The 11858-nt window shown below is 50.6% G+C and carries 15 protein-coding genes and 2 tRNA genes; 4 read left to right on the top strand and 13 right to left on the bottom strand.

From position 1 onward, the window contains the following. Positions 1–352 precede the first annotated feature (352 nt). From WHJ28_RS13095 to WHJ28_RS13060, 8 genes are all read right to left on the bottom strand, one after another. Positions 353–1060, bottom strand: a complete 708-nt coding sequence (locus WHJ28_RS13095) for a DUF554 domain-containing protein (protein ID WP_340042516.1) — start codon at positions 1058–1060, stop codon at positions 353–355. A gap of 12 nt (positions 1061–1072) precedes the next feature. Further along, entirely contained in the window at positions 1073–2005 is a 933-nt protein-coding gene (locus WHJ28_RS13090) for a hypothetical protein (protein WP_340042515.1), read from the bottom strand. Between the two features lie 257 nt (positions 2006–2262). Next, entirely contained in the window at positions 2263–2556 is a 294-nt protein-coding gene (locus tag WHJ28_RS13085) for a hypothetical protein (RefSeq protein ID WP_193537463.1), read from the bottom strand. Position 2557: 1 nt separating this feature from the next. Then, the gene (locus WHJ28_RS13080) at positions 2558–3103 is read right to left on the bottom strand and encodes a DUF6883 domain-containing protein (RefSeq protein WP_340042514.1); all 546 of its coding nucleotides are present in this window, start codon (positions 3101–3103) and stop codon (positions 2558–2560) included. 141 nt (positions 3104–3244) lie between these two features. Then, positions 3245–3322: transfer RNA gene (locus WHJ28_RS13075), tRNA-Pro, on the bottom strand. Positions 3323–3467: 145 nt separating this feature from the next. Continuing rightward, positions 3468–4028 carry a recombinase family protein gene (locus WHJ28_RS13070; protein WP_340042513.1) on the bottom strand — a complete coding sequence of 187 codons (561 nt, stop codon included), beginning with the start codon at positions 4026–4028 and terminating at the stop codon, positions 3468–3470. Between the two features lie 215 nt (positions 4029–4243). After that, a complete protein-coding gene (locus WHJ28_RS13065; RefSeq protein WP_340042512.1) occupies positions 4244–4834 on the bottom strand; it encodes an SHOCT domain-containing protein in 591 nt (196 codons plus the stop codon). A 196-nt stretch (positions 4835–5030) separates the two neighbouring features. Continuing rightward, complete coding sequence (locus WHJ28_RS13060; RefSeq protein WP_340042511.1) at positions 5031–5228, bottom strand: hypothetical protein; 198 nt, start codon at positions 5226–5228, stop codon at positions 5031–5033. Between WHJ28_RS13060 and WHJ28_RS13055 the strand changes: the two genes are divergently transcribed. From WHJ28_RS13055 to WHJ28_RS13040, 4 genes are all read left to right on the top strand, one after another. Continuing rightward, the gene (locus tag WHJ28_RS13055) at positions 5227–5811 is read left to right on the top strand and encodes a hypothetical protein (RefSeq protein ID WP_340042510.1); all 585 of its coding nucleotides are present in this window, start codon (positions 5227–5229) and stop codon (positions 5809–5811) included. The genes WHJ28_RS13060 and WHJ28_RS13055 overlap by 2 nt on opposite strands. A gap of 113 nt (positions 5812–5924) precedes the next feature. Continuing rightward, positions 5925–7151, top strand: a complete 1227-nt coding sequence (locus WHJ28_RS13050) for a hypothetical protein (RefSeq protein WP_340042509.1) — start codon at positions 5925–5927, stop codon at positions 7149–7151. 305 nt (positions 7152–7456) lie between these two features. Then, positions 7457–8284: a hypothetical protein gene (locus WHJ28_RS13045; RefSeq protein WP_340042508.1), complete on the top strand. Its 828-nt coding sequence runs from the start codon at positions 7457–7459 to the stop codon at positions 8282–8284. A 179-nt stretch (positions 8285–8463) separates the two neighbouring features. Then, positions 8464–8709, top strand: a complete 246-nt coding sequence (locus tag WHJ28_RS13040) for a hypothetical protein (RefSeq protein ID WP_340042507.1) — start codon at positions 8464–8466, stop codon at positions 8707–8709. Positions 8710–8786: 77 nt separating this feature from the next. On the opposite strand, the gene WHJ28_RS13035 is transcribed toward WHJ28_RS13040, so the two are convergent. From WHJ28_RS13035 to WHJ28_RS13015, 5 genes are all read right to left on the bottom strand, one after another. Then, entirely contained in the window at positions 8787–8912 is a 126-nt protein-coding gene (locus tag WHJ28_RS13035; protein WP_340042506.1) for a hypothetical protein, read from the bottom strand. Positions 8913–8914: 2 nt separating this feature from the next. Further along, entirely contained in the window at positions 8915–9847 is a 933-nt protein-coding gene (locus WHJ28_RS13030; protein ID WP_340042505.1) for a tyrosine-type recombinase/integrase, read from the bottom strand. Between the two features lie 126 nt (positions 9848–9973). Then, positions 9974–10050, bottom strand: a tRNA-Pro gene (locus WHJ28_RS13025). A 101-nt stretch (positions 10051–10151) separates the two neighbouring features. After that, positions 10152–11153, bottom strand: coding sequence for an NAD(P)H-dependent glycerol-3-phosphate dehydrogenase (locus tag WHJ28_RS13020; protein ID WP_340042504.1), 1002 nt, complete (start codon positions 11151–11153; stop codon positions 10152–10154). After that, entirely contained in the window at positions 11150–11857 is a 708-nt protein-coding gene (locus WHJ28_RS13015) for a glycerol-3-phosphate acyltransferase (protein WP_340042503.1), read from the bottom strand. Before WHJ28_RS13015 ends, WHJ28_RS13020 begins: the two co-directional genes overlap by 4 nt. Between the last annotated feature and the right edge of the window lies 1 nt (position 11858).

Here is an 11858-nt window from a genome sequence, read left to right as displayed (position 1 = left end):
CTTGTCGATCTATAGGGAACTTGAGATCATACCGTGGACAACAGACATACTACATTCGCTCTGAGGCCCGCTGGCAAGGCTGGACTTTGCAGTTCTTTGCAGGATACAAAATGTCTTAACTCATCAAAACCATCTCTGCTCAAAGCGCATTCCATATGGCACGCATCTTCGGCGGCCACCCATCTGTTTACGCCCAATTTTATAAACAGATCCAGAAAAAAGCGATACGTTGGGAAATTTACCCTTCTATTTTAACACCCGACTCTGTCAATGAGTTGGTGTCCCTGCCCAACCTCCAGGTATCTTTTTCCCGCAAAGTATGTACCACTTTGTATGCACCGGACATCTTTGTTTAGGCTAGCAAGCCAAAAAGCCATGAGCACGGCCAAATCAAAAACAGCGCAGGCAAAAGATTTACTGCACTGATATGCTTGATTTGTGCAATGCTCAGGCCAAGAACAAAGGTAAGCAAACCTCCCACCGCTATAAAGTCATTGAGCATTGCCTGCGTTGTATAGGGGATAATGAACTGCGCGCAATAAAAACAGGTACACAAAATAAGAAACTGTGGTAAAACAATCAGGTTCATAGCTCTGCCGAGGGTGGCGGCAAAAATAGTGGCGGCAAAAATATCCATCACCGCTTTGGAAAGCAAGATTGTGAAATCACCGGAAATACCTTCATTGATTGCGCCGAAAATATTGGTCCCACTGGCGCAAAAGGTCACTGCGACAATGAGGTAAAACCTCATATATTCCTCTCTGTCTCCGGTTATCTTGAAACGCAACTTATCCAGAACGGTCTGAAACAGGTGCTTTACTCTACCATCCAGACTTATCATTTCACCTATCAGCGCCCCCAAAATGAGGGCCAAAAGCACAGCCGGCAAAGTCTGGAGTTTTATCAGAGATACCATACCAATCGCGATGGCTGCAATTCCAAAAATCACATTCATAGGCTGCTTAATACGATCTGGAACATGATTTTTGATCATGCTGCCGATATTGGTCCCTAACAGAACACAAAAACAATCGATCAAAATACCTTTTGGAATCAGCATTTCTCTTCTCCTTCAATAAGTCACTGCAAAATGGATAGATACGCTTCCAACTCCGCCGTCGATTTGTATGGTATTCCGGCCGCTGACATTGGATTGCTGCGCAGGCTTGGAGTGGCTTTCAGAGGATTCCTTTTCCCAAGCTGCACTCTCGTCAAATTCCCATTCATCACCGTAATTTTCCAGAGGCTCACCGTCCAGCAGAATTTTTCTCACAAAGGACTCACCTTGCACAATATAGTTCTCCCTTGGCTGAACCAAATTTAATGTAGCAGCGCCCGTCCCGCCTTCCAGCACGATCAATCCGGACAGATCCCCTGAAAGTACAAACTCTCCCATCCCCACGCACAGTTCGCTGTCCCGTTTCGATACCACATTGTCACCAGTGAAGCTTCCTGTACCACATTCTGCAACAAAACACCGGACGGAAATGTTACGAAGTGTCATATTCCCGGTACCTTGAGAGACAATCAGCTTTTCCGTTGAAAAGTCTTCAATTGTCAGAGCCCCGGTCCCCGTGTTGAAGTTGGCTTCCTCCAATGAATGTTCAGACGGAAGCGTTATGGTAAATAAATGAGTTGATGTGTCAACTTTTTTTGCATCATCCGGCGTAGGCGGTTGATAGCGTATGGTCAATTCTCCACTCTGCGTTTCAATAGAAATCCAATCCTGAACAAGATTTTCTCCGGTAATGGAATATTCATTGCCACGTCTAACCTGTATACTTCCTACATCCGCCAAAACAGATAAGTTTGTTATAGTGTTTAGGGATACATTGGAAAGCACAGCATATGTGTTGGAGCTTGCGGTCGTCTCCTGTCTGGCTGGCAAACTTGAATATGGGGGATTCGACTGTGTTGCAGAACCCTCATTTACAGGTTCACACGCAGCCAGGATACTTACTGATAAAAGCACAGTGAATACAGCAAAAAAACTTCTTCTTTTCATTGTGACCCTCTCCCATATTTTGTTGACCAAAAAGACGTGGCATTTTAACATGAGAAATCTGTTTCGTCAATAAAAAATCAATATAAAAATGGTATCAGCTGTGTCGGTGCTCAACAGGTTCCCAACATAACCAGAGGTGGACTACAAAAAATCGGAGTATCCCGAAGAATACTCCGATGGTCCGAGTGTAATTATATGACTTGGAAAAATCCAGTCATATCAATGGTTTGCAAGCAGCAAGCAAGAGCTTTATCCAATCAAATCATATAATTGGAAATACCCTCTGCCTTTTTCTCTTTTTCTAGTGCATCAAACTGCGCCTTGATTTGCTCATTCACATCTGGGGACATAACAGGGATTAATTTCAGATCCTCTTCTTTCATGTAGAGATCTGCAATATCTTCCTTATCTCCACATTGAGGAAAGAGAACGACCCAGCAACCGTCTTTTGGCTCCTCTTCCCAGACGACCCCTTGCATTCCCTTGTGAACGCCTTCTTTTGCATAGCTATCTTTTTCTACAATCACTTCTACACAGTCCATCATCTTCATTTTATTTTCCCCCATACGGCGTATTCAATTTGAGTTTTCCGTTCGGCATAATCATCCATCCAGTAATAAATGACACGCTACCTGATTCGCCTTTTCTGGGAATCGTAACTCTGATATTAATTCGCTGGCCTCGTTTATCCAACTTTCCTAACGTATAGTTACCGGATAGGTATTTTTCAAGTGCCTGTTTCTCAATTTCATTCTTAAGCCACATGGAATCGGAAACAGAATAGCCCCAACTTTCAAATGCTCGATTTTTTCCATGTCTATATGTATTTTCTGGGTCAAATAGATAGGGATCAAATTTGCTGTAATCGCTATATGATGTTGCATTCATCAAAACCACAGCATAAGGAATCGGGTCTAATGTGCAGTGACAATAAGGATGATGTGGACAAGGTGGGGCTTTTTCTTTTTGAAACCAACAACCATCTAATTTCAGACATTCTTCACAGTGAGTTTTGCCTTCTGAATGATGTGTCCATTTGACCCAACTTGGTAGTCCGGCACCCTTTTGTATTGTACCGAAACATTGCTTATAGTACAACAGTTATTCCCCCTTTTGAAAGTATAAGAAAATCATTCTTTACAAATAGGGGGAAATAAGCAAAAAGTTGCACGTTTCCGTACAACTATCACAGAACAATTTGGAAAATAAAAAATCGGAGTACCCAGATGGATACTCCGATGGTCCGAGTGACTGGATTCGAACCAGCGGCCTCTTGAACCCCATTCAAGCGCGATACCAAACTTTGGCTGCGCCCGCCCAACCCATTGAAAACACTAGGTTTTTTCGCGGTACACTCTTGATTTTTTCAAGTGTAACGCGCTTGATTCTCAAAATCATTGTACTAATCGGAGGCGGGAAAAGCAACGGTTTCCGCGCCGCTTTTCGCCGCTCTCCAGGGCCTTTACAGGCCCATTTCTTTTACCCTGCGATAGAAGGTATTGGGCTTCAAGCCCACCTCCTGCATGGCAGCGGTGGCCGTTATCTCCCCGGCCCTCCAGCGCCTGCAAGCGTCTTTGAATTGGGCCTCGTCCACCTCCAGGGGTTTCCGCCCCTTGTACTTGCCCTCGCTCTTGGCTATCTCTATGCCCTCACGCTGCCGCTCCAGGATGTTCTCCCGCTCCAGCTCCGCCAGAGCGCCGAACACTGTCAGCATGAAACGGCCCTGTGGGGTGGTGGTGTCGATGTTCTCTTTCAGGCTGATAAACTCCACCTGTTTCTCCGTCAGCTCCGACACGATGGAAAGCAGGTCGCGGGTGTTGCGGGCGATACGGGAAATGCTCTCCACGATAACCATGTCGCCCGCCCGGACAAAGGCCATCATTTCCTTGAACGCGCGGCGGTCTGTATTCTTGCCGCTGGCCTTGTCAATGAACAGCTTTTCGGCCTTCTGTTCCTCCATCATTTTAAGCTGCCGCGCCTCGTTCTGTTCGATGGTGGAGCAGCGCACATATCCTACCCGCATGGTGTCACGCCCTTTCGTTCTGTCTGGTATCATAGTACCACAAAACCGAAAGCATGTCAATAGGGTATATTATTATTTTGAAATATTTCAAATATTAGAAAACAACTTGTGTGACACAGAAAATGCGGGCGTTTCAATATGTCATTGGGGTATAGCCTATTGACATTGAAAAGGAGAGGGCGGGATTGCTCCCGCCCTCTCTGATTATGCAGAAGTTACAACCCCAACAGTTGCTTTTTCTTTGCGTCAAATTCTTCTTGGGTGATAACGCCCATGTCCAGCAGTTCCTTAAACTTTTTCAGTTCATCAGCGGCGGAAACCGGGGCGCTTGCAGGAGCTGAGGCTTTCTTCTGTTCCTCTGCCCACTCCTCGTCAGTAAGGATATGGCAATCCGTTGAATGACATTTAGGACATTTATTCACATCATCCGTAGCATTTAACTGCGTGATTGCGGTACCTTGATAAGTGGCCGCAGCTGCGGCAGACCCGCTAATCGCATGCGCCACTCCCGCCATAAGAGATGACCTCGCAAGATCTTCTTGGCGCATTGCCCGGACAATGTCCCCTTCCCTATAACAAAAGACTTGACCGCATACATTACACTTTTTTCGTTTTTCTTTTTCCAAATCCTTGAGCATTTCTGATGTCCACATTTTTTGTGGTTTTCCGAAATATTTTTCCAGTATTTTTGTGTCAGCGCCCAATCTTTTTGTCACGCAATTAAAACATATGTACCCATCCGCAATACGAAACATACTGAAACTGGTCGCCACATTTTCGCAAAGGCAGCAAGTGACTTTTGCCATATCTGTCATCTTCCTTTCCGCACAACCTCCGCAAAGGTGTGCTTGACAATTTGTGGTGTTCCCTTCATTTTGATGTATCTTGCAACCGTGGAGCCGCTGCGCCCTACTTCACGGCCTACCGCTGCATAGTTTCCCAGCTTTGCATACAGGCGGTGCATTTCCACGATTTCCTCCGGGGTCACTCTTGACCCGGCCATTACTTCACGACCTTATCTTCTGCCCGGAGCATGGTTTCCTTCATGGCCTTTTCAAACTGATCACGGACATACTTTTCCGCCGTCCACTTCTCCGTTACACCGCCGTCAGCAAGGATTTTGTTCATCTTGTCAAGCTGGGTAAAGAAAGATTTCGGCAAGATAATACGGCCTTTTTCAGTGTCCAGAATGATACGCATGAAAACTCCTCCGTTTCATCAAGAATTTCAGAAAAATCTCGTGCAAACGCATAAAATAGTTCAAATTCAAAGAGAATTTTTAAATTTCCAAGAAATTTTCTCGAATTTTCAAAAGAAACAGGCAAATTTTCTTGAAATACCGCATCGTTCTTTGAATTTTTTCTATTTTCTGCCGTTACACCCTGTATTCTATGCTTTTCTTAGAGAAAAACAATATCCCAGCTGCATAGTAAACTGGAATTTCGTGCGATCTACCTACATTTTTCCGTTTCCATCGTCCCCGTCCGTGTTTTCCGTGTTCCGGCAGCGGGAGGGAAAATCCTCTGAAAAAACAGGGCGGGGACAATCTATCGGTAAAAATCCCAAAACTATCCCCCCGGTGGCCTGGGCCACGGGGCGCGGCGGCAGTTCTCCGGGATTTCAGCAGGATGTGGCAAGCGGCGCACAGGATTCCACAAGAAAAAATTTTGCGTGGGAGTTCCTTTCTTCCTGCTCCGTCCGCCTTGTATCAGCGTTGTTCGATTGGCGTAAAAATGTTTCAGAAATGCTAAAAAATTTTCGATATTCCGTTAAATTTACATAAAAATATTTTTATGGTATAATTATTATAGAAAGTGAGAGAGAGGTAAAAACTCTCAAAACCTTTCTAAATTATGAGTATAAGGAGAAATACCTATGGTGAGTAACAATTAGGAGTTGCCCTTCATCCTGGCCGATGAACCGGAGTACGAGGACAAGTTAAACTGTCTGACAGAGGACGATTTCTTTTCCTTCTTCGCGGCCATGAACGCCTCGCCCCGTTGGGGTATAAGCGGCGGCAAGCGGTGTATCAAGGTGCTGACCCTCTGCCACGGCGGGACACATCACAACACCGCCTTTGACCCGGAAACCCACAAAATCACCTGTTTCAGCGGGTGCGGAACCATTTGCCTGCACACATGGGTGAGCAAGGTGTTGGGGACAGACAACCCGGACGAGGGCAAGCGGTTTATTGAGCGGTGGATTGACGAGGCTGAAATCGACCTGTCAGACGCTGCGCCAGAGACAGGCAGCGTCATGAACACCTATCACGCCTTTGATCCTGATATGCAAGTGGACATGGTTCCAGGTATTGACCCGGCGATCCTGGCCGACCTCTATTCCCAATTTGATACACGGCCTGAAACCCTGTCCCGCTTGTGCTGGTGCAAGCCGAAAGAGCAAGGCGGGGACGGGATTCCGCTCCAACAGTTGATTGATTTCCAGGTGGCCTATTATCCCAAGCGGGGGACAATCATTCTGCCCCACCACAACACCAACGGGGAAATTGTGGGCCTGTATGAGCGGAGTTTCCGACCGCTTCGGGAAGATGTGCGGAAACTTCTTGGCTATGGGCGGCGGGAATGGATTGACGATAAGGACGCGCGGACAGCCATTTACAGCGCGCCCAAGTCCAAGTATATGCCGCTCTGGAAGGAGGGCAAATACCAGGACGAGAAAAAGCGGTGCTGGAGCTTTTCCAACAGCCGCAACCTCTACGGGCTGCACCGGGCAAAGGAGGCCATCCGGGAGAGCGGCAAGGCAATCATCTTTGAAGGGGCCAAAAGCGTCATGCTGGCCCACGCCTACGGCTATCCCTACGCCGTGGCCTCTCACACCTTCGGGGCAAGCGATACCCATATCGCTATGCTGATTCAGGCGGGCGCAAAGGAAATCGTCCTTGCCTTTGACAAGCAATACCAGGAGCAGCAGGGAGAAGAATGGGACACATACCAGCACAAAACCATTGGCCTTGCAAAACGGGTGGGTGCTTGTGTAACCGTCAGCCGCATTTGTGACAAGGACGGCGCTTGCCTGGGCTACAAGGACGCACCCATCGACCAGGGCAAGGAGGTCTTTGATTCCCTCTTTTTCCAGCGGGAAGTTTTGACTGGGAGAGGGTAAGCGTGAAGGATGAAAAGGAGAAAACAGCCTGTGTCCCGCTCCCGCTCGTAGGAGCGGGGCAGGAGGCTCCGCCGTGGGCCGGGGGTGAGAGGCCCGCCGTCCCGCTCCTGTTCCGGGGAATAGCGATTTCCTGGACCGTTTCCCGGCAGACCCGCTCCATGGTGGAGAAAAACGCCTTTGGAGCGGACGAAATAGCGGAGCGCCCAGGGCGCAAATTAAATTTGATTTGGTACGGCGGCACGCCGTACCAAAAGGAGGCATTTTACAAAATGGCGTTTTAGGAGTACAAGAAATACCCGTACAAGGTGCATTTTCTCACCGATGATATTTACAGGCTGGGCGGCAATCAGCGCGCCAAGCTGCAATACCACATCCTGGCCCAGCGGTTTCCCCTGGTGGAGTTGAGCGACCAGGACAAGCGAGAGTTGGAGGCATTTGTTGCCGCCTCTGAAAGTGAAGCCGCCCAGCGGTGGCTGAACCGCATGAAATGGCCCCAAGGCCATGAAAAGCTGGTGACCTTCGGCGCGGCCCTGGAGGTGGAGGACAAACAGGCCAAGGGGCGGGTGCGCGGCCTCTGGTGTTACTCTGCCAATCTGGAGGAAACCCAGGCTACCTATTCCGGTATCAGGATGGATTGGGAGATCTGGGCCGCGCCCATCATTGACTATCTCAACGCATGGCGGAGCGCGGTCTTTCTCAACACAAAGGAGGCCATGCAGGGAGCTATGCTCCGCCTGTACTATCAGAACGGTTTTTATCTGACCGTCCCCAAGGCGGTACGGCTGGAAATTGTCAAGTGGATGTATCAATACCTGAGAGACGGGACAACGCCCTTCCCCTTCACAGGAGATATGGGAAGCGAGGAATACACCTTTACCATCGACTTTGAGAGAGATGTGGAAATCGTCCCCAACCGTGTCTTGAAGGAGGATATGGCCGCATATAACCGGGAGGCCAACGCGGAGAAAGGCAAGGCCCGCACAGAAAAGCGTTTTGCAGACTTGCAGGGCGACAAGTGGACAACAGCGGAATTGCTGGCCCAGGGATTCACACAAAGGAATATCTCGTCATTTGTAAAGAACGGCCTGATAAAGCGCCTCTATCAAGGTCACTATGCGAGGGTTTCCAAGTGATTCCGCAACTTTGAAAACGCGCCCGGAAGTTTATAAAAGTAAAGTAAATTTAGAACATCCGGGCGCGTTGCCAAAGTGCCAGACCGCAAAGGGAAACCAATACAAGAAACGAAAGGAGAACCCCAATGTCAGAAACGGAAAAACTGATTGACCGCATTGTCGCGGCCTACGATTAGGAAATGACCGCCGCCGAGCGGGTGGAAATACTTGCGGCTATTGCAGGAGAAAACCCGCCCAGCGCCGCTGACGCATACAACAGGCAAAAGCGCCGGGGGCCAGAGTATGAGGGGCAGCAGGAGGCCCTGCGCCGGGTGCTGCGCCGCTTTCTTCCGTCCGATACCCAGCTTGCCCAGCGGATACGCCCCGCCGCTGAACGGGCGCTCCAGGAGGCGGCAGACGCAATAGAACGCGGCCTGAACAGATAAGGCGCGGCCCCATGTCCCGCTCCCGCTCGATACCGGAACAGAAGGAGGGCGGCGGGTTGAGTACCCGCCGCCCTCCTTCACTTGTCGCTGGTCTTGCCGCTGGTATTGTCTGTCTCGTCCTCGTCCTTCTCCTGGCCGGGCTTCTTCTCCCATTCCAGGATTTCCTCCATGATCAGGGCAAGGGGTAAATCCGTGTCCCACATATTCAGGCCCCCATTTTGATTTTTCCCTCCTGCCCTTTGAGCTGGGCCAGGGGAGAGAAGTTTTCAAAGTTTTTGGTAATGTCCGCGTCAAAGATAGCACAGTAATGTTTCGTCATATCCAGGGTGGAGTGGCCCAGGAGCCGCTGGAGGGTGAACGCGTTGCCCCCACAGTCCACCAGGTATTTCTTTGCAAAGGTGTGGCGGAACAGGTGTATGCTGGTCTTTTGTACGCCCCGCCGTCTGTTGTAGCTGGCAATACTGCACCGCAAGCCGTTCTCCGTCAGTTGTGTGCCGTTTTCATTGGGGAACAGGTAATCATCCATCTCACCGCCCCGAACCTTCAAATACTCCCGCAGAACGCCGCACAGGGCTTCACAGAGGGGAATGACCTGGGCCTTTTTGTTTTTGGTATGCCGCAGATAAATGACCTGATTTTCCAAGTCCACATCACGGAGTTTGATGTTGCGGATGGTAGCCGCTCGGCACCCGTTATTCAGCAGGAGATTGACCGTTACCCAATTCCGGTATTCGGGGAAATCGCATTTCCTGGTATTGGGCTTGCGGAGCAGGGCCTTTAATTCCTCGTCGGTATAGGTTTCCTTCACCGTTTCCTCCGCCTTGTAGAGCGGCAGGTTGAGCCGGGTAATTCCCTCCGTGTTGCACCAGGAAAAGAAGGATTTCAGCGTCCGGGTGTAGCTCTTGATGGAGTTGGCCGCAAGGCCCGCGTCCCGCATGGAGGCAATCATGGCCTCCAGGTCTGTCTTTTTCAGCTTGTCGATTGGGGTGTCCGTAGGAAGGTGCTTGCCGATTGCAGAAAAATGCTGCCCATAGGTGGCGATGGTCTTTTCGCTCAGGCCCCCGGCTTTCTTTGCCATGAGAAAGTCGTGGAAGGTGTCCGCCACAGTTACGCTGTTTTTCATCTTGATTTTTGCCATGATTCAACACTCCTGATTCATCAAATTTCTTTGAAAAATCAAGCGTGTTATCCTGCCAATCAAGAGTGTGGAAAAAGATAACAGAAAACCCGCAACCCATTGATTTTCAATGGATTGCGGGTTTTTTGGTCCGAGTGACTGGATTCGAACCAGCGGCCTCTTGAACCCCATTCAAGCGCGATACCAAACTTCGCCACACCCGGAAATCGCCGCCGTGTTTCAGACGGCTTGATTATATTACCACAACTCGCAGAGGAATGCAAGCCTTTTTTTCAAATTTTTTGAGTTTTTTGAAAAAGGCACTTTACACCCAGCTATCCTCCAGTTCATGCTTCCGTTCCCGGGTCATCAGGTCCATAATCACCTGACGAGGGTCCTTGTCCTCGTAGAGCACCTGATAGGCCGCCTCGGTAATGGGCATCTCCACACCCACCTTTTGGGCCAGGGTACGGGCATTGGCAGCAGCATAGTAACCCTCCACCACGGCTCCGATCTCCTTCACGGCCTGCTCCGCCGGCATCCCCTTACCGATCAGGATGCCGCAGCGGCGATTACGGGAGTGCATGGAGGTACAGGTCACGATCAAATCGCCCACGCCGGACAGACCGGCAAAGGTCTCCCGGCGGCCGCCCATGGCCACCCCCAGCCGGGCGATCTCGGTGAGGCCCCGGGTCATTAGGGCCGCCTTGGTATTGTCACCGTAGCCCATACCGTCGCTGATACCGGCGCACAGGGCGATCACGTTCTTCAGAGCGGCGCCCAACTCCACGCCTACCACATCGTCGGAGGCATACACACGGAACCGTTCATTCATAAACAGGTCCTGGACCTGCTCTGCGGCGGAGCGGTCCTTGGAGGCGGACACCACTACAGTAGGGATATGCCGTCCCACTTCCTCCGCGTGGGAGGGGCCGGAGAGGGCCACGATTGGATTGGCGCCGCCCACCTCCTGCTCAATGGCGTCGGTGAGGGTGAGAGAGGTATCTTTCTCGATACCCTTGGATACCGATACGAGCACCGCACCGGGCTCCAGCAGAGGCGCCGCGGCCCGGGCTGTGGTGCGTACGGCAAAGGACGGGGTGGCCAGCACCACCGCGCCGCTGCCCTTTACACAGGCCAAGTCAGAGGTCAGCTTCATCTCCTTGGGCAGCGCCACACCCTTCAGCATGGGGTTCTCCCCTGTCTGACGCAGTACGGCGGATTCCTCCTCCGTGTAGGACCACAGTGTCACATCATGACCATTTTCCAGCAGAACCAGCGCCAGGGCCGTGCCCCAGCCGCCGCTTCCCAGTACCGCGATCTTCACTTTGAAGTACCCCCGTTCAATTTATGATGCAGACTGAATTTGGACTCGGTGCCCTTCAAAATGCGTCCCAGATTGCTCCGATGCTTCCATACAATGAGGCCACCGATGATAATAGCCATCACAAAAAGCACCATGTCCTGATATACGAATAGGGTAGCAAAGGGGAAGGATGCTCCTGCCCAGATAGAGCCCAGAGAGACCCACTTGGTGATGGCAGCCAGGATGATGAACCCGCCCCATACCACCAGTGCGATCCGCCAATCGATCATGATGGCAATGGTACCGCCGGAGAGGATGCCTTTTCCGCCCTTAAAATGGAACATACAAGGGAACATATGACCCAGCAGGCAGAAGAGTGCAGACCAGTATTTGGCATAAGCTGTGACAATGGCCTCCTGACTCCAGAAGCCGTTATCCCAGCATCGGACCATCAAGATACCCACCCAGATGGCAACGATCGCCTTGATCACATCGGTGAGGATCACCACAAGGGTCAGCGGTCCGCCGAAGGTGCGGTAGAAGTTGGTCAGGCCGGCATTGCCGCTGCCGTGGGTGCGCACATCATCCCGGAGGATATACTTGGAGACAATGACCGCTCCGTTAAAGCAGCCGCAAAAGTAGGCGATCACTGCCAAAATCAGCAGCGGCAGACAGATGTTGGACAGCATGAAGGGAGAGAGCTCCGTCCATGTCATACCGGGCATA

Origin of the sequence: Flavonifractor porci (assembly GCF_037572415.1) — a bacterium.
Taxonomy (GTDB): domain Bacteria; phylum Bacillota; class Clostridia; order Oscillospirales; family Oscillospiraceae; genus Flavonifractor; species Flavonifractor porci.
Note: the sequence above shows the minus strand (reverse complement) of the source record. Positions and strands in the feature narration are given on the sequence as shown.

What these genes read in the sequence shown, in the direction of transcription:
- WHJ28_RS13070 (WP_340042513.1), bottom strand. Translation starts at nt 4,028, where the DNA reads ATGCGGGTAGGATATGTGCGCTGCTCCACCATCGAACAGAACGAGGCG.
- WHJ28_RS13095 (WP_340042516.1), bottom strand. Translation starts at nt 1,060, where the DNA reads ATGCTGATTCCAAAAGGTATTTTGATCGATTGTTTTTGTGTTCTGTTA.
- WHJ28_RS13055 (WP_340042510.1), top strand. Translation starts at nt 5,227, where the DNA reads ATGAAAACTCCTCCGTTTCATCAAGAATTTCAGAAAAATCTCGTGCAA.
- WHJ28_RS13060 (WP_340042511.1), bottom strand. Translation starts at nt 5,228, where the DNA reads ATGCGTATCATTCTGGACACTGAAAAAGGCCGTATTATCTTGCCGAAA.
- WHJ28_RS13090 (WP_340042515.1), bottom strand. Translation starts at nt 2,005, where the DNA reads ATGAAAAGAAGAAGTTTTTTTGCTGTATTCACTGTGCTTTTATCAGTA.
- WHJ28_RS13015 (WP_340042503.1), bottom strand. Translation starts at nt 11,857, where the DNA reads ATGCCCGGTATGACATGGACGGAGCTCTCTCCCTTCATGCTGTCCAAC.
- WHJ28_RS13030 (WP_340042505.1), bottom strand. Translation starts at nt 9,847, where the DNA reads ATGGCAAAAATCAAGATGAAAAACAGCGTAACTGTGGCGGACACCTTC.
- WHJ28_RS13065 (WP_340042512.1), bottom strand. Translation starts at nt 4,834, where the DNA reads ATGGCAAAAGTCACTTGCTGCCTTTGCGAAAATGTGGCGACCAGTTTC.
- WHJ28_RS13085 (WP_193537463.1), bottom strand. Translation starts at nt 2,556, where the DNA reads ATGAAGATGATGGACTGTGTAGAAGTGATTGTAGAAAAAGATAGCTAT.
- WHJ28_RS13040 (WP_340042507.1), top strand. Translation starts at nt 8,464, where the DNA reads ATGACCGCCGCCGAGCGGGTGGAAATACTTGCGGCTATTGCAGGAGAA.
- WHJ28_RS13035 (WP_340042506.1), bottom strand. Translation starts at nt 8,912, where the DNA reads ATGTGGGACACGGATTTACCCCTTGCCCTGATCATGGAGGAAATCCTG.